Raw genomic sequence first — 15,697 nt, forward strand, 5'->3', positions numbered from 1 at the left:
AGTTCGGTCACCGCTCCGCGACGACCAGCACCAACGGCACCCCGTCGCACGGCACCAGCCGCGCCCCCTGCGCGAACCCGGCCCGGCCCGCCGCGAGCGCCTCGGCGAAGTCCGGTCCCTTGCTGAGCGAACCGACCAGGTGCCCGGGGTCGGTGGACGCGGCGACCCGGCCGCGCGCGTTCACCAGCCGGGCCGGTCCCGGCAACCGGTGCAGCATCGGCATCACGGCCGCCTCGAAGTGCCGTAGATACACGTCCGCCGCGGCCACCCCGGCGAACCGACCCTCCACCTCGACCGGCGCGGACAGCGTGAGGCTGTACTCGTCCGAGCAGAGGTAGTCGACGTACGGCCCGGCGACCGCCCGCTCCCCGGTGTCGCGGGGCAGCGCGAACCAGTCCCAGTGCGTGTAGTCGGCGTACGCCGAGTGCTCGGGATCGAGGTCGAGCAGCAGCGGCCGTATGCCGCCGTCGGAGGTGGACTGCCACCACTCCAGCCACGCCGGTACGTCACTCAGCAGGCCCGGCGCGGCGACGAAGCCGACGCCGGACACCAACTCGTGCCGGGCGAGCCGGAGATGGAGGCCCGGGCGCAGTGCGGCGAGGTCCACAGTCGCCGGGCGGCGGGCCTGTGCGGCCACCTTGGCGAGCAGCGCCGTCGTGTCGGCGCGGGTGGTGGCCACGGCGTCGAACACGGACTCCAGCGCCGAGCGGACCCCGGCCGCGACGGACTGCTCGGGTGCCGTGGGCGGCGTTGCCGTCGCGAGGCTCATGCGTGCCCTCCAGCAGACGGGGAGCGGTCGCGGTGACGGGCTACAGGGCCAGCCGCTCGGCGATGAGCCGCGCCGTCGATTCCTGCACGCACCGCTCGGCCAGCTCCCTGGCCGAATCGTGGGCCCCATCTTGCACGGCCGAGATTACGGAGCGGTGACGGGCTGCGGCTTCTTCACGATATTCGTCATTTCCGAGCACGAGACACAGCAGCGCGCCGATCTCGGTCTGCAACGCGACCTGTTCGCGGGTGAGTCGGGCGGACTGCGCGGCGGCGGCGAGCTCGACGTGGAAGCGCCCGTACACTCGGCCGCGCGCCGCGGCGCTCTCGGCGTGCGCCAACTCCTCGGCCGTCCGCCGGAGTTGGACCAGGTCCTCGGGTTCGGTGCGCTGTGCGGCGAGCCGGGCCGCGGTGCCGGACAGGGCCGCCCAGTGGTCGCCGAGGTCGCGCAGCTCCTCGGTGCTCCAGCCGCGCAGCCGGACCCGCAGCCGCTCCTCGCCGGGGACTTCGGGCAGCGACACGAAGCTGCCGCCGCCGCGCCCCCGGCGGGTGGTCACCAGCCCCTGCTGGCGCAGCGCCATCAGGGCCTCCCGCAGGGTCACCGTGGACACCCCGAGCTGCCCGGCGAGCTCGCTCTCGCCCGGCAGCTGCTCACCGTCGGCGAGCAGTCCGAGTTCGATGGCGTCCCCGAGCCTGCTGACGACGGCGTCGACCCGCGCCCGGTTGTCGACCGGGGCGAAGACGGCTTTTCGGGCGCCGCCGTTCATGTGCTGCTGCTGGTTCACGGCCACCACCTTGCACGTTGACTCAAGCTTTACCCTAAGGGGGTCTTGAGATTTGAACTATGACTTCATATGTTTCCGTGCAACGTTACAGAGCACCAGAAAGGTTCCCGCCCATGGAGGGGATTGCGATCCGGCTGCGGGATCTGCGGAAATCGTTCGGGGAAACGACCGCCGTGGCCGGCGTCGACCTGGAGATCAGGGACGGCGAGTTCTTCTCGATGCTCGGCCCGTCCGGCTCGGGCAAGACGACCGTGCTCCGCATGATCGCCGGCTTCGAGAGCCCCACCGGGGGCACCATCGAACTCGCCGGCCAGGACGTCACCGGCCTCGCCCCCTTCGAGCGGGACGTCCACACCGTCTTCCAGGACTACGCCCTCTTCCCGCACATGACGGTCGAGGAGAACGTCGCCTACGGCCTCAAGGTCCGCAAGGTCCCCAAGTCCGAACGGCTCGTCCGCGCCCGAAAGGCCCTCACAGAGGTACGACTTGAGGGCTACGGCAACCGCCGCCCCGCCCAGCTCTCCGGCGGCCAGCGCCAGCGCGTCGCGCTCGCCCGCGCCCTCGTCGGCCGCCCCAGGGTGCTGCTGCTCGACGAACCGCTCGGCGCCCTCGACCTCAAGCTGCGCGAGCAGATGCAGGTCGAACTCAAGGCGCTCCAGCGGGAGGTGGGCATCACCTTCGTCTTCGTCACCCACGACCAGGAGGAGGCCCTGACGATGAGCGACCGCATCGCCGTCTTCAACGAGGGCCGCATCGAACAGATCGGCACCCCCGCCGAGGTCTACGAACGTCCCGCGACGTCCTTCGTCGCGTCCTTCGTCGGCACCTCCAATCTGCTGGAGGGCGAGTCCGCCCAACGGGTCGTCGGCACCCCGGGCACCTACAGCATCCGGCCCGAGAAGATCCGCGTCCTCAAGGACTCCGCCGAGCCCGAAGACCCGGACCACGAGACCGCGGCCGGCACCGTCGCCGAGGTCGTCTACCTCGGCGACGCGACCCGCTTCCTCGTCGACCTCGACGCCGGCGGTCGGCTCACCGCACTCCAGCAGAACCTGGAGACCTCCGCCGAGGACGTCGCCGCCTACCGCGGCAGCCGGGTGCGACTGCAATGGCACCGGCGCCACACGGTGCACGTTCCCGACCCCCGCTGACCCCGCTCGCACCTTCACCCATGGAGAACGCCGTGCGTCTCACCCGAACCCTCCAGGCCTCCTTCTTTTCGTTCACCTCCGGGGCGCTCCAGCCAGCGTCGAGAGCACGACCGTGCTCAGCCCTTCGGGCCTCCGCGCTCCCCCAGAGGGGGAACCCCCCACACTCTCGACGCCGGCGCGCGCCTGCGGCTCTCGTTGCCTGTGCCGCCGTCCTGCTCGCCGCCACCGCCTGCGGCTCCTCCGACAGCGGTTCGTCGGGCGGCGGCCTCAACCCCCCTGATCTCAAAGCCCAGTCGAAGCTCGGCAAGAGCGAGGGCGAGGTCAACCTGATCGCCTGGGCCGGCTATGTCGAGGACGGATCCAACGACCCCAAGGTGAACTGGGTCAGCGACTTCGAGAAGCAGACGGGCTGCAAGGTCAACTCCAAGGTCGCCGCCAGCTCCGACGAGATGGTCAAGCTGATGAAGACCGGCGAGTACGACGCCGTCTCCGCCTCCGGCGACGCCTCCCTGCGCCTCATAGCCTCCGGCGACGCGGCTCCCGTCAACACGAACCTGGTCCCCAACTACAAGGACATCTTCCCGGACTTGAAGCTCCAGGCCTGGAACTCGGTCAAGGGCAAGGCCTACGGCATCCCGCACGGCCGCGGTGCCAACCTGCTGATGTACAACACCCAGAAGGTCACGCCCGCGCCGACCTCCTGGGCCGCGGTCTTCGACGGCGCCTCGAAGTACAAGGGCCATGTCACGGCGTACGACTCGCCGATCTACATCGCCGACGCGGCCCTCTATCTCAAGGCCACCAAGCCCGAGTTGAAGATCAAGGACCCCTACGCGCTCGACCAGAAGCAGTTCGACGCGGCCGTCGCCCTGCTGAAGAAGCAGAACGCGGACATCGGCGAGTACTGGAGCGACTACCTCAAGGAGATCTCCGCCTTCAAGAGCGGTGACTCCGTGGTCGGCACCACCTGGCAGGTCATCGCCAACCTCACCGCCGGCGAGGGCGCCAAGGTGAAGGCCTTCGTGCCCAAGGAGGGTTCGACCGGCTGGTCCGACACCTGGATGATCTCCGCCAAGGCGAAGCACCCCAACTGCGCCTACCAGTGGCTGAACTGGATCGTCTCCCCGAAGGTCAACGCCCAGGTCGCCGAGTACTTCGGCGAGGCCCCCGCCAACTCCAAGGCGTGCGCCGAGACCAGCGACAAGAGCTTCTGCACCACGTACCACGCGGCCGACACCGCGTACTGGAAGAACATCGCCTTCTGGAACACGCCCATCGAGCAGTGCCTCGACGGCCGTACGGACGTCAAGTGCGTGCCGTACGCCAAGTGGGTGCAGGCCTGGACCGAGATCAAGGGCTGACACCGACATGACCGTCACCGCGCAGGCCGCCGGACGCCCCGCCCCGGGCCCCGTCCGGCGGCTCGCCGGGATGCTGCACCGCCGACCCCGGCTGCGGCTCTCCCTGCTGCTCACCGCACCGCTCCTGTGGCTCGCCGTGCTGTATCTCGGCTCCCTGAGCGTGCTGTTCGTCTCCGCGTTCTGGACGACGGACTCCTTCACCTCCGAAGTCGTGAAGGTCTGGTCGACCGACAACTTCCACGAGCTGTTCACGGTGCCCGTGTACCGGCAGGTCATCCTGCGCAGCATCGGCGTCGCACTCGCCGTCACGGTCCTGTGCGCCGTGATCGCGTTCCCGCTCGCCTTCTACACGGCCCGCGTCGCCAAGGCCAAGTGGCGTCCGCTGCTGGTGGTCGCCATCCTCACCCCGTTGTGGGCCAGTTACCTGGTCAAGGTGTACGCGTGGCGGCTCATCCTGTCCCAAGGCGGCCTGGCCGACTGGATGTTGAAGCCGTTCGGGCTGAGCGGACCGGGGTTCGGACTCCCCGCCACCGTCCTCACCCTGACGTACCTCTGGCTGCCCTACATGGTCCTGCCGATCCACACCGCGCTGGAGCAGCTGCCCGCCAACCTCCTTGACGCGTCAGCGGACTTGGGCGCACGGGCCGGGCGGACCTTCCGGTCGGTCGTACTGCCGATGGTGCTGCCGTCCGTCGCCGCCGGGTCCATCTTCACCTTCTCGCTCAGCCTCGGCGACTACATCACCGTGCAGATCGTCGGCGGCAAGACCCAGCTGATCGGCAACCTCGTCTACTCCAACATCGAACTCAACCTGCCCATGGCCGCCGCTCTCGGCACCGTCCCCGTCGTCGTCATCGTGGTGTACCTGCTCGCGATGCGCCGCACGGGTGCGCTCAGCAGCCTGTAGAAGACTCTCGAAACCCTTCAGAACACTCTCGACAGCCTCCGAAGGGGGTGACATGTCATGCAGCTCTCCCGTTCCGCGCGTATCGCCCTGCGCGTGGCCGCCGGGTTCGGCTTCGCGGTGATCTACGTCCCGCTCCTGCTCGTCCTCGTCAACTCCCTCAACCCGGACCGCAGCGCGAGCTGGCCGCCGTCCACCCTGACCCTGCACTGGTGGTCGGTCGCCTGGCAGAACTCGGGCGCCCGCGCGGCCCTTTGGGTCTCCGTGAAGGCCGGTCTCGGCGCCACCGCCATCGCCCTCGTGCTCGGCACGCTGATCGCCTTCGCGGTCGCCCGGCACCGCTTCTTCGGCCGCGACGCCATCTCCTTCGTGGTCGTGCTGCCGATCGCGCTGCCCGGCATCGTCACGGGCATCGCCCTCAACTCGGCGTTCAGTACGGTACTTGAGCCCCTCGGCGTGGGCCTCGGCCTGTTCACGGTGATCGTCGGGCACGCCACCTTCTGCATCGTCGTCGTCTTCAACAACGTCGTGGCCCGCCTCAGGCGCACCTCCGGGTCGTACGAGGAAGCCGCGATGGACCTGGGCGCCGACACCTTCCGCGCCTTCGTCGACGTCACCTTCCCGCTGGTGCGCTCGGCGCTCCTCGCGGGCGGACTGCTCGCGTTCGCGTTGTCCTTCGACGAGATCGTGGTGACCACGTTCACCGCCGGGCCCGGCATCGAGACCCTGCCGATCTGGATCTTCAACAACATGACCCGGCCCCAACAGGCGCCCGTGGTCAACGTGGTGGCCGCAGTGCTCGTCCTGCTCTCCGTGCTCCCGATCTACGTCGCCCAGCGACTGTCCGCCGACACGGCCACCGCCAGCCGCGTCTGACGACCGGTCACCTCGGTACCCGGGTGCCATCCATCCGAGGCTGACGTCTGGTCACCCCGCGCGCCGGGGTGACCAGACGACGCGCTCAGCCCGCGAACTCCCGCATCCACGCCTCGACTTCGTCGGCCGAACGCGGCAACCCCGCCGACAGGTTCTCGTAACCGTCCGCCGTCACCAGCAGATCGTCCTCGATCCGGACGCCGATGCCCCTCCACTCCTCCGGCACCGTCAGATCGTCGGGCTGGAAGTACAGGCCCGGCTCGACGGTGAGCACCATGCCGGGTTCGAGAACCCCGTCCACGTACTCCTCGTTGCGTGCCTGGGCGCAGTCGTGGACGTCGAGCCCGAGCATGTGCCCGGTGCCCGCCATCGTGAACCGCCGCTGCAACGACAGCTCGTACGCCCGCTCGGCCGGCCCCTCGATGAAGCCCCACTCCACCAGCCGCTCGGCCAGCGACCGTTGGGCCGCCTCGTGGAAGTCCCGGTAGCGCGCACCCGGCTTCACCGCTGCCATGCCGGCCTCCTGGGCCTCGAACACCGCGTCGTAGACCTTGCGTTGGACCGGGGAGAACGTGCCGTTGATCGGGAGGGTGCGGGTGACGTCGGCGGTGTAGAGGCTGTGCGTCTCAACTCCCGCGTCGAGCAAGAGGAGCTCGCCGGGACGGACCGGGCCGTCGTTGTCGGTCCAGTGCATGATCGTGGCGTGCTCACCGGCGGCGCAGATCGAGCCGTAGCCGACGTGGTTGCCCTCGACACGCGCCCGGCGGAAGAACGTGCCCTCGATCCAGCGCTCCGAGGTGGCGACCGCCTGCGACAACTCCCGTACGACATCGGTGAATCCGCGCACCGTGGAGTCGACGGCCCGGCGCATCTCGCCGATCTCCCACTCGTCCTTGACCAGCCGCAGTCCAAAGACGGCCGACTCGAACTCGTCGTCGCGGTCCTCGTCGGTGTCGAGCGCCGCGTCCAGGGCCGGGGAGACGCCGCGGACGATGCGGGTGGGTGTCCCGGAGGTCTTGGCGAGGTCATCGGCGATCGTCCGGATGTCACGGCACGGCAGCCCGAGCACCAGCGCCGACTCGGCGAGCGAGCGGCGGCGGCCCATCCACAGCTCGGCGGTGTAGCCCGTCCAGAACTCGTCGCTGTCCCGGCTGTCGCGGGGGAGCTGGTAGCAGTGCGCGTCGTGACCGCCGTCGGGGCGGGGCTCCAGGACCAGGGCACCGTCGCGTGCCTGGTCGCCGGTGAGATGCACATAGCCGGAGTACGGGCGGAACGGGTGGTGGCTGTCGTTCGAGCGGATCAGGAGGTTCCCGGACGGTACGACCAGGCGCTCGCCCGGGAAGAGCGCGGACAGCGCGGCCCGGCGACGCGCCGCGTGCGGCGCCTGCTCGGTCGGCTCCAGATCCGTGCGCTCGGTGTCGGCCCAACCGGTCCGCATCAGGGCGGACAGCTCGTCGGAGATTCCTCGGTACAGCCCGTTCTTTCGGCCCTTGGCCACGTCGGGCACCTCTTCCGTGTGGTGACATTTTCCGTGTGTGGTGACATGCGCGTGGGGACATACCCAGCTAGAGAGACATGTGACATAGTACTGCTGTGAGCAAGCGACTGACCTGCGATGTCGTGGTCGTCGGAGCCGGAATGGTGGGCGCGGCCTGCGCCTTCTACGCGGCTCGGGCGGGCCGCGACGTCATCATCGTGGACCGCGGACCGGTCTCCGGCGGCACGACCGGCGCCGGCGAGGGCAACCTGCTCGTCTCCGACAAGGAGCCGGGTCCGGAACTCGACCTCGCTCTCCTCTCCGGCCGCCTGTGGGCCCAACTCGCCCAGGAACTGGGGGAGTTCGTCGAGTACGAGGCGAAGGGCGGCCTCGTCGTGGCCTCCACGCCGGACGGGCTCGCCGCGCTGGAGCGATTCGCGGATGAGCAGCGCACCGCCGGTGTCGTCGCCGAGCCGGTCGACGGGGACGCCCTCTACGACCTCGAACCCCACCTCGCCCCCGGCCTCCCGGGCGGCGTGCACTACCCCCAGGACTGCCAGGTGATGCCCGCCCTGGCCGCCGCCCACCTCGTCCGGGCCTCGGGCGCCCGCCTGCTCACCGGCCGTACGGTGACGGACGTACTCCTCAAGACGGATGGCACGGTCGACGGCGTCCGCACGGACCGGGGCGACATCCTCGCCCCCACGGTCGTCAACGCCGCCGGCACCTGGGGCGGCGAACTCGCCGCCCTCGCCGGAGTCACCCTCCCTGTCCTCCCGCGCCGCGGCTTCGTCCTCGTCACCGAACCGCTGCCGCGCCTGGTCCGCCACAAGGTGTACGCCGCCGACTACGTGGCCGACGTGGCCAGCGACTCGGCGGCCCTGCAGACCTCACCGGTCGTCGAGGGCACGGCCGCGGGGCCGATCCTGATCGGCGCGAGCCGCGAACGCGTCGGCTTCGACCGGGAGTTCTCGCTGCCGGTCGTCCGGGCGCTGGCGGCGGGTGCGACGAAACTGTTCCCGTTCCTGTCCGACGTCCACGCGATGCGCTCCTACCTGGGCTTCCGCCCGTACATGCCGGACCACCTGCCCGCCATCGGCCCCGACCTCCGAGTCCCCGGCCTCGTCCACGCCTGCGGACACGAGGGCGCGGGCATCGGACTCGCCACCGGCACAGGGCACTTGATCGCCCAACTGCTGGGCGACAAGACCCCGGACCTCGACCCGGCCCCCTTCCGGCCCGACCGCTTCCCCGAGGAGGAGGACGCGTGAACTCCCCACTGGACCTCGCCGGGGCCCACCCGGGCCCGGCCTTCACGGTCACTCTCGACGGCCGCGCGATCGAGGCCCTCCCCGGCCAGACCGTCGCCGCAGCACTGTGGGCGGCGGGCGTGACGTCCTGGCGCACCACCCGGGGCGAGGGCCGGCCACGCGGCGTCTTCTGCGGGATCGGCGTCTGCTACGACTGCCTCGTCACCGTCAACGACCGTCCGAACCAACGGGCTTGCCTGGTGCCATTGCACCCGGGAGACGCCATCCGTACGCAGGAGGGGACGGGCCACGATGACTGACGACCGACCGCACCTCGCCGTGATCGGCGCGGGCCCTGCGGGACTCGCCGCCACCATCGCCGCCGCGGCCCACGGCGTCCGCGTCACCCTGATCGATTCGGCGGCGCGGGCGGGCGGCCAGTTCTACCGACAGCCCGCCGCCGAACTGAACGTCGGTCGCCCGCAGGCCCTGCACCACCAGTGGCGGACGTGGGAGCGGCTGCGGGACGCACTCGAAGGACATGTAAAGGCAGGCCGCGTAGGGCACTTGACGGACCATCATGTGTGGTTTGTGGAGCGGCGGTTGACCCAGCAGGCCGCCGGTAGGGCCGACCGAAGCCACGCGGGCGACGCCTTCACGGTGCACGCCCTCCTCGGTCCCGAACAGGAGGCCCCGGTCGAGGTGCGCGCCGACGCCGTTCTCCTCGCCACCGGCGGCTACGAGAAGGTCCTCCCGTTCCCCGGCTGGACCCTCCCCGGAGTCCTCACCGCGGGCGGCGCCCAGGCCATGCTCAAGGGCACCCTCGCCGTCTCCGGACGCACCGCCGTGGTCGCAGGTACCGGCCCGCTCCTCCTCCCCGTGGCAACCGGCCTCGCGGCAGCCGGTGTTGCCGTGGCCGCGCTCGTCGAGTCCGCCGACCCCAAGGCGTTCGTACGGCGGACCCGCGCGCTTGCCGCGCAGCCCGGCAAGATGGTCGAGGGCGCCCAGTACGCGTCCCAACTCCTGCGCCACCGTGTCAAGTTGCTCACCCGGCACACCGTTGTGGAAGCGCACGGCGACGAGCGGCTGGAGGCGGTGACCGTCGCCGCGCTCGACACCGGCGGGCGCGTCCGGCCCGGCACCGAACGCCGGATCGCCTGCGACACCCTCGCCGTCGGCCACGGCATGCTCCCGTACACCGACCTCGCGGAGACCCTCGGCTGCCGGCTCGACGGAATCGACGTCCAGGTCGACGACGAACAGCGCACCAACGTCCCCGGCGTCTGGGCGGCCGGCGAGACCACCGGCATCGGCGGCGCGGCCCTCTCCCTCGCCGAGGGCCACATCGCGGGACGCTCCGCCGCAGCACGCCTGAACGGCACCGAACCCGACCCGCGCACGTGGGCGCGGGCCACCAAGTCCCGTACGGGACTACGGGAGTTCTTCACCGCACTCGACACCGTGTACGCACCGCCCGCCCGTTGGATCGACCTCGTCACCGACGACACCGTGGTCTGCCGCTGCGAGGAGGTCACCGGGGGAGCGATCCGCGAAGCCGTGGACGGACTCGGCGCCGGTGACGTACGCACCGTGAAGCTGCTGACACGGGCCGGGATGGGCTGGTGCCAGGGGCGGATGTGCGGGCCCGCTGTCGCGGGGTTGGCCGGGTGCGCGTTCACGCCGTCCCGGCGCCCGTTCGCGCGGCCCGTACCGCTCGGGGTGCTGGCCCGTGCCGGAGAGGCAGAGCCAGAGGACGAGGGCGGGGCGCAGGCCGACTGACCGACCACCGCACCTGACGTGCTGTCCGACCGACCGATCGCGACCGACCGTATGCCCTGTTCATCAGTAAAATGTCACGCCCTATTGAGATGGGACTCCACATGACCACCACCGCGAACCGTCCCTGGCGCGGCGTCCTCGTCGCCACCGCGCTCCCGCTGACCGATGAACTGGCCGTCGACCACGACAAGTTCGCCGAGCACTGCTCCTGGCTGGTCGGCAACGGCTGCGACGGGGTCGTACCGAACGGCTCGCTCGGCGAGTACCAGGTGCTCACCTCCGAGGAGCGCGCCAAGGTCGTCGAGACGGCCGTCGCCGCGATCGGCGGCGCGCGCGTGATGCCCGGTGTCGCCGCCTACGGCTCGGCCGAGTCCCGCCGCTGGGCCGAGCAGGCGCGCGACGCCGGCTGCGCCTCCGTGATGCTGCTGCCGCCCAACGCGTACCGCGCCGACGAGCGTTCGGTCCTCGCGCACTACGCGGAGGTCGCGAAGGCGGGTGTGCCGATCGTGGCGTACAACAACCCCATCGACACCAAGGTCGACCTGGTGCCGGAGCTGCTCGCCAAGCTGCATGGCGAGGGGTACATCCACGCCGTCAAGGAGTTCTCCGGCGATGTCCGCCGCGCCTACCAGCTCGCCGAACTCGCCCCGGAACTGGACCTGTTGATCGGCGCCGACGACGTCCTGCTGGAGCTGGCGCTCGCGGGTGCCAAGGGCTGGGTGGCCGGTTACCCGAACGCGCTGCCCGCCGCGTCCGTCGAGCTGTACCACGCGGCCGTCGGCGGCGACCTGGCCACGGCGAAGAAGCTGTACGAGCAGCTGCACCCGCTGCTGCGCTGGGACTCCAAGGTCGAGTTCGTGCAGGCCATCAAGCTGTCCATGGACATCGTCGGCCGGCACGGTGGCCCGGTGCGTCCGCCGCGCGTCCCGCTGCTGGCCGAGCAGGAGGCCGCCGTGCGTGCCGCCACCGAGAAGGCGGTAGCGGCCGGGCTCGCGTAAGCAACCTCGTATCGACCTCGCAGCGGCCGGTCTCGATTCATCAGGAGCGTCATGCGCAGCAAACTCGTCCTGCACGCCGTCGACTCGCACACCGAGGGTATGCCCACCCGCGTGATCACCGGCGGCATCGGCACGATCCCCGGCGCGACCATGAACGAGCGGCGGCTGTACTTCCGCGAACACCGTGACCACATCCGGCAGTTCCTGATGAACGAGCCGCGCGGCCACTCCGCGATGAGCGGCGCCCTCCTCCAGCCGCCCACCCGCCCCGACTGCGACTGGGGCGTCGTCTACATCGAGGTCTCCGGCTATCTGCCGATGTGCGGGCACGGCACGATCGGCGTGGCCACCGTGCTCGTCGAGACGGGCATGGTCGAGGTCGTCGAGCCGGTCACCACGATCCGGCTCGACACCCCCGCCGGACTCGTCGTCGCCGAAGTCGCCGTCGAGAACGGCGCCGCGAAGAACGTCACCCTCAAGAACGTCCCGTCGTTCTCCGTCGGCCTGGACCGCAAGATCACACTGGCCGACGGGCGGACGGTGACATACGACATGGCGTACGGCGGCAATTTCTACGCCATCCTGCCGCTGGACCAGTTCGAGCTGCCCTTCGACCGGTCCCGCAAGGACGACATCATCAAGGCGGGCCTGTCCCTCATGGAGGCGATCAACGCCCAGGACGAGCCCGTCCACCCCGAGGACGCCTCCATTCGCGGCTGCCATCACGTCCACCTGTACGCGCCCGGCGCCACCGCCCGGCACTCCCGGCACGCGATGGCGATCCACCCGGGCTGGTTCGACCGCTCACCCTGCGGCACGGGCACCAGCGCGCGCATGGCGCAGCTCCACGCGCGCGGTGAACTCCCGCTGCACACCGAGTTCGTGAACGAGTCCTTCATCGGCACCCAGTTCACCGGGCGGCTCCTCGACACCACCGAGGTCGCCGGTGTCCCCGCCGTCCTGCCCAGTTTCACCGGCCGTGCCTGGATCACCGGCACCGCCCAGTACCTGCTCGATCCCACCGACCCGTTCCCGGGCGGATTCATCCTCTAGACCGGGGATAATGGCCGGTCACGCGTGACATTGCACCACTAGGAGATTCGATGGCCGTCCAGCGAGCCAGCGCCCCGCCAACCACCGCTCCGGATCTGCCCACGCTGGGCGGCAAGAAGAGCAGCTATCGCGAGCGGGTCGTCGACGCCCTGCGGGCCGCCATGATCGCGGGGGAGCTGCGGCCGGGCGAGGTGTACTCCGCGCCGACGCTCGCCGCCCGCTTCGGTGTCTCGGCGACCCCGGTGCGCGAGGCCATGCTGGATCTGGCCAAGGAGGGGCTGGTCGACACCGTCCCGAACAAGGGGTTCCGGGTCACCGCGGTCTCCGAGAGGCAACTCGACGAGTACACCCACATCCGCGCGCTGATCGAGATCCCCACGGTGGTGGGGCTGGCCGAGAGGGCCGACCCCGTCTCGCTGGAGGCGCTGCGTCCGGCCGCCCGGGAGATCGTCGGCGCGGCCGTGGCCGGTGACCTCATCGCGTATGTCGAGGCCGACACCCGCTTCCATCTCGGACTGCTCGCTCTTGCGGGCAACGCCCACCTCGTCGAGGTCGTCGGTGATCTGCGGGGGCGTTCCCGCCTCTACGGGCTGACGGCCCTCGTCGAGGCGGGACGTCTGCTGGCCTCCGCCCAGGAGCATCTGGAGCTCCTCGACGCGCTGTTGGGCCGCGACAAGCGGGCCGTGCGTGAGATCATGACCCGGCACCTGGGGCACGTCCGCGGGCTCTGGGCCGCCCACGACTGACCGGCACCGGGAGCCGCGCGGAGTCGTGAACGACTTCATCCGACCACCCCGTAACGCAAACCACTTGCGTATCTTGCGCTATTCTTGCGCACATGACGCGACGACTTGCTGAGGTGGCGAAGAAGGTCGGGGTCAGCGAGGCCACGGTCAGCCGGGTGCTCAACGGCAAACCCGGAGTCTCCGAGCCCACCCGGCAGGCGGTGCTGTCGGCCCTGGACGTTCTCGGCTACGAGCGGCCCACACAGTTGCGCGGTGAGCGCGCGCGGCTCGTGGGTCTGGTGCTGCCCGAGCTGCAGAACCCCATCTTCCCCGCCTTCGCCGAGGTGATCGGCGGCGCGCTCGCCCAACTCGGCCTGACCCCCGTGCTGTGCACCCAGACCAAGGGCGGCGTCTCCGAGGCCGACTACGTGACCTTGCTGCTGCAACAGCAGGTCTCCGGCGTCGTGTTCGCCGGCGGGCTCTACGCACAGGCCGACGCGCCGCACGACCACTACCGGTTGCTCGCCGAGCGCAACATCCCGGTCGTCCTGGTCAACGCGGCCATCGACCACCTCGGCTTCCCCGCCGTGTCCTGCGACGACGCGGTCGCCGTCGAGCAGGCCTGGCGGCACCTCGCCTCCCTCGGCCACGAGCGCATCGGGCTCGTCCTCGGCCCCGCCGACCACATGCCGTCGGCAAGGAAGTTGGCCGCCGCGCGGGCCCTCGCCGCGGACCTGCCCGACGAGTTCGTCGCCCGGGCCATCTTCTCCATCGAGGGCGGCCACGCCGCGGCCTCCCGACTGATCGACCGGGGCGTCACCGGCATCATCTGCGCCAGCGACCCCCTCGCCCTGGGCGCGATAAGGGCCGCCCGCCGCAAGGGACTTGACGTCCCGTCACAAATTTCTGTCGTGGGTTACGACGACTCCGCCTTCATGAACTGCACCGAGCCCCCGCTGACCACCGTCCGCCAGCCCATCGAGGCCATGGGCCGGGCCGCCGTGGAGCTGCTGAACTCACAGGTCGGCGGCACCGCCGTACCGGCCGAAGAGCTGCTTTTCGAACCGGAACTGGTGGTGCGCGGTTCCACCGCGCAAGCCCCGCGCGGCTGAGCGGCGCCGCGCTGTCGAATAATTACAGATTCTGCGCGACATCTTGCGGACGGATGTCGGCGGTGCTTGAGTGTGCGGCGCCCACCGCTCCTGCCCAGAGGGGTCCACCGATGAGAAGCACCGGGTTCCGCCGCACCTTCGCCGCGATCGGCGTCTGTTCTCTCGCGCTCACTGCCTCCGCCTGCGGGTCCGGCGACGACTCGGCGAGCGGCAAGACGCGCATCACGGTCAACTGCGAGCCGCCCAAGAGCGCCAAGGTCGACCGCAAGTTCTTCGATTCCGACGTCGCGTCCTTCGAGAAGAAGAACACCGACATCGACGTCGTCACCCATGACGCGTTCCCCTGCCAGGACCCGAAGACCTTCGACGCCAAACTCGCCGGCGGCCAGATGGAGGACGTGTTCTACACGTACTTCACCGACGCCAAGCACGTCGTCGACATCAACCAGGCCGCCGATCTCACGCCGTACATCAAGGAGTTGAAGAGTTACGACACGCTGCAGAAGCAGCTGCGTGACATCTACACCGTCGACGGCAAGATCTACGGCATCCCACGCACCGGCTACTCGATGGGCCTGATCTACAACCGCAAGCTCTTCCAGCAGGCCGGCCTCGACCCAGACAAGGCGCCGACGACCTGGGCCGAGGTCCAGGCCGACGCCAAGAAGATAGCCGCGCTCGGCAACGGCACCATCGGCTACGCCGACTACAGCGCCCAGAACCAAGGAGGTTGGCACTTCACCGCCGAGATGTACTCACAAGGCGGCGACGTCGTCAGCGCCGACGGCAAGAAGGCCACCATCGACACGCCCCAGGGCCACGCCGTCCTGCAGAACCTGCACGACATGCGCTGGAGTGACAACTCGATGGGCAGCAAGCAGCTCCTGGTCATCAACGACGTGCAGCAGCTGATGGGTTCGGGCAAGCTCGGCATGTACCTCTCCGCGCCGGACAACATCCCGATCCTGGTCAAGGAGAAGGGCGGCAACTACGACGACCTCGCCCTCGGCCCGATGCCCGGCGGCCAGGGCACGCTCATCGGCGGCGACGGCTACATGTTCAACAAGCACGACACGCCCGCCCAGATCCGCGCCGGCCTCAAGTGGCTCGACAGCATGTTCCTCACCCCCGGCAGCGGCTTCCTCGGCGACTACGCCCGCGCCAAGAAGGCCAACGCGCCCGTCGGACTGCCCGAACCGCGGCTGTTCACCGGCGCCGCCGACGCCAAGGACCAGCAGGTCAAGAAGGCGAACGCCAACGTCCCGGTGCAGAACTACCAGGCCTTCCTCGACGGCAACCAGTCCCTCCAGATGAAGATCGAGCCGCCGGACGCCCAGCAGATCTACTCCGTCCTCGACTCGGCCGTCTCCGCCGTCCTCACCAAGAAGGACGCGAACATCGACCAACTCCTCAAGGACGCCTCCGGAAAGATCGACGGCATCCTGGCCCGGGGCTGAC

Annotated in this window: 15 protein-coding genes; 12 read left to right on the top strand and 3 right to left on the bottom strand. The window is 70.0% G+C overall.

Going from position 1 to position 15,697, the window contains the following annotated elements; genetic code table 11:
• Positions 1-7: 7 nt before the first annotated feature.
• Entirely contained in the window at positions 8-769 is a 762-nt protein-coding gene (locus tag ACFWP5_RS09335; RefSeq protein ID WP_384152743.1) for a cache domain-containing protein, read from the bottom strand.
• Positions 770-809: 40 nt separating this feature from the next.
• Positions 810-1,535: a FadR/GntR family transcriptional regulator gene (locus tag ACFWP5_RS09340; RefSeq protein WP_384152874.1), complete on the bottom strand. Its 726-nt coding sequence runs from the start codon at positions 1,533-1,535 to the stop codon at positions 810-812.
• 131 nt (positions 1,536-1,666) lie between these two features.
• On the opposite strand from ACFWP5_RS09340, the gene ACFWP5_RS09345 reads away from it, so the two are divergent.
• The 4 genes from ACFWP5_RS09345 (at position 1,667) to ACFWP5_RS09360 (ending at position 5,845) form a co-directional block, all read left to right on the top strand.
• Complete coding sequence (locus ACFWP5_RS09345) at positions 1,667-2,704, top strand: ABC transporter ATP-binding protein (protein WP_384152745.1); 1,038 nt, start codon at positions 1,667-1,669, stop codon at positions 2,702-2,704.
• A 212-nt stretch (positions 2,705-2,916) separates the two neighbouring features.
• A complete protein-coding gene (locus ACFWP5_RS09350) occupies positions 2,917-4,065 on the top strand; it encodes an ABC transporter substrate-binding protein (RefSeq protein WP_384152877.1) in 1,149 nt (382 codons plus the stop codon).
• Between the two features lie 7 nt (positions 4,066-4,072).
• The gene (locus ACFWP5_RS09355; RefSeq protein WP_384152748.1) at positions 4,073-4,972 is read left to right on the top strand and encodes an ABC transporter permease; all 900 of its coding nucleotides are present in this window, start codon (positions 4,073-4,075) and stop codon (positions 4,970-4,972) included.
• Positions 4,973-5,029: 57 nt separating this feature from the next.
• Complete coding sequence (locus ACFWP5_RS09360) at positions 5,030-5,845, top strand: ABC transporter permease (protein WP_384152751.1); 816 nt, start codon at positions 5,030-5,032, stop codon at positions 5,843-5,845.
• An 85-nt stretch (positions 5,846-5,930) separates the two neighbouring features.
• On the opposite strand, the gene ACFWP5_RS09365 is transcribed toward ACFWP5_RS09360, so the two are convergent.
• Positions 5,931-7,343, bottom strand: coding sequence for an aminopeptidase P family protein (locus ACFWP5_RS09365; RefSeq protein ID WP_384152754.1), 1,413 nt, complete (start codon positions 7,341-7,343; stop codon positions 5,931-5,933).
• Positions 7,344-7,438: 95 nt separating this feature from the next.
• Between ACFWP5_RS09365 and ACFWP5_RS09370 the strand changes: the two genes are divergently transcribed.
• From ACFWP5_RS09370 to ACFWP5_RS09405, 8 genes are all read left to right on the top strand, one after another.
• A complete protein-coding gene (locus tag ACFWP5_RS09370) occupies positions 7,439-8,593 on the top strand; it encodes an NAD(P)/FAD-dependent oxidoreductase (protein WP_384152757.1) in 1,155 nt (384 codons plus the stop codon).
• A complete protein-coding gene (locus ACFWP5_RS09375) occupies positions 8,590-8,892 on the top strand; it encodes a (2Fe-2S)-binding protein (RefSeq protein ID WP_384152760.1) in 303 nt (100 codons plus the stop codon). Before ACFWP5_RS09370 ends, ACFWP5_RS09375 begins: the two co-directional genes overlap by 4 nt.
• Positions 8,885-10,351 (top strand): FAD-dependent oxidoreductase, encoded by a 1,467-nt coding sequence (locus ACFWP5_RS09380; RefSeq protein ID WP_384152762.1) that lies wholly within the window; start codon positions 8,885-8,887, stop codon positions 10,349-10,351. Before ACFWP5_RS09375 ends, ACFWP5_RS09380 begins: the two co-directional genes overlap by 8 nt.
• Before the next feature lie 101 nt (positions 10,352-10,452).
• A complete protein-coding gene (locus ACFWP5_RS09385; RefSeq protein WP_384152765.1) occupies positions 10,453-11,349 on the top strand; it encodes a dihydrodipicolinate synthase family protein in 897 nt (298 codons plus the stop codon).
• Between the two features lie 51 nt (positions 11,350-11,400).
• On the top strand, positions 11,401-12,402 hold the full coding sequence (locus tag ACFWP5_RS09390; RefSeq protein ID WP_384152768.1) for a proline racemase family protein: 1,002 nt from the start codon (positions 11,401-11,403) through the stop codon (positions 12,400-12,402).
• A 50-nt stretch (positions 12,403-12,452) separates the two neighbouring features.
• Complete coding sequence (locus ACFWP5_RS09395; protein ID WP_384152771.1) at positions 12,453-13,148, top strand: GntR family transcriptional regulator; 696 nt, start codon at positions 12,453-12,455, stop codon at positions 13,146-13,148.
• A 92-nt stretch (positions 13,149-13,240) separates the two neighbouring features.
• Positions 13,241-14,239 (top strand): LacI family DNA-binding transcriptional regulator, encoded by a 999-nt coding sequence (locus ACFWP5_RS09400; RefSeq protein WP_199810970.1) that lies wholly within the window; start codon positions 13,241-13,243, stop codon positions 14,237-14,239.
• Between the two features lie 110 nt (positions 14,240-14,349).
• Complete coding sequence (locus tag ACFWP5_RS09405; RefSeq protein ID WP_384152775.1) at positions 14,350-15,696, top strand: ABC transporter substrate-binding protein; 1,347 nt, start codon at positions 14,350-14,352, stop codon at positions 15,694-15,696.
• Position 15,697 lies beyond the last annotated feature (1 nt).

It is taken from the genome of Streptomyces sp. NPDC058469 (assembly GCF_042721125.1).
In the GTDB taxonomy this organism is placed as follows: domain Bacteria; phylum Actinomycetota; class Actinomycetes; order Streptomycetales; family Streptomycetaceae; genus Streptomyces.

Excerpts from the sequence above, each read along its gene's own strand:
- ACFWP5_RS09335 (WP_384152743.1), bottom strand. The coding sequence starts at position 769 with ATGAGCCTCGCGACGGCAACGCCGCCCACGGCACCCGAGCAGTCCGTC.
- ACFWP5_RS09340 (WP_384152874.1), bottom strand. The coding sequence starts at position 1,535 with ATGAACGGCGGCGCCCGAAAAGCCGTCTTCGCCCCGGTCGACAACCGG.
- ACFWP5_RS09345 (WP_384152745.1), top strand. The coding sequence starts at position 1,667 with ATGGAGGGGATTGCGATCCGGCTGCGGGATCTGCGGAAATCGTTCGGG.
- ACFWP5_RS09355 (WP_384152748.1), top strand. The coding sequence starts at position 4,073 with ATGACCGTCACCGCGCAGGCCGCCGGACGCCCCGCCCCGGGCCCCGTC.
- ACFWP5_RS09360 (WP_384152751.1), top strand. The coding sequence starts at position 5,030 with ATGCAGCTCTCCCGTTCCGCGCGTATCGCCCTGCGCGTGGCCGCCGGG.
- ACFWP5_RS09380 (WP_384152762.1), top strand. The coding sequence starts at position 8,885 with ATGACTGACGACCGACCGCACCTCGCCGTGATCGGCGCGGGCCCTGCG.
- ACFWP5_RS09385 (WP_384152765.1), top strand. The coding sequence starts at position 10,453 with ATGACCACCACCGCGAACCGTCCCTGGCGCGGCGTCCTCGTCGCCACC.
- ACFWP5_RS09390 (WP_384152768.1), top strand. The coding sequence starts at position 11,401 with ATGCGCAGCAAACTCGTCCTGCACGCCGTCGACTCGCACACCGAGGGT.
- ACFWP5_RS09395 (WP_384152771.1), top strand. The coding sequence starts at position 12,453 with ATGGCCGTCCAGCGAGCCAGCGCCCCGCCAACCACCGCTCCGGATCTG.
- ACFWP5_RS09400 (WP_199810970.1), top strand. The coding sequence starts at position 13,241 with ATGACGCGACGACTTGCTGAGGTGGCGAAGAAGGTCGGGGTCAGCGAG.
- ACFWP5_RS09405 (WP_384152775.1), top strand. The coding sequence starts at position 14,350 with ATGAGAAGCACCGGGTTCCGCCGCACCTTCGCCGCGATCGGCGTCTGT.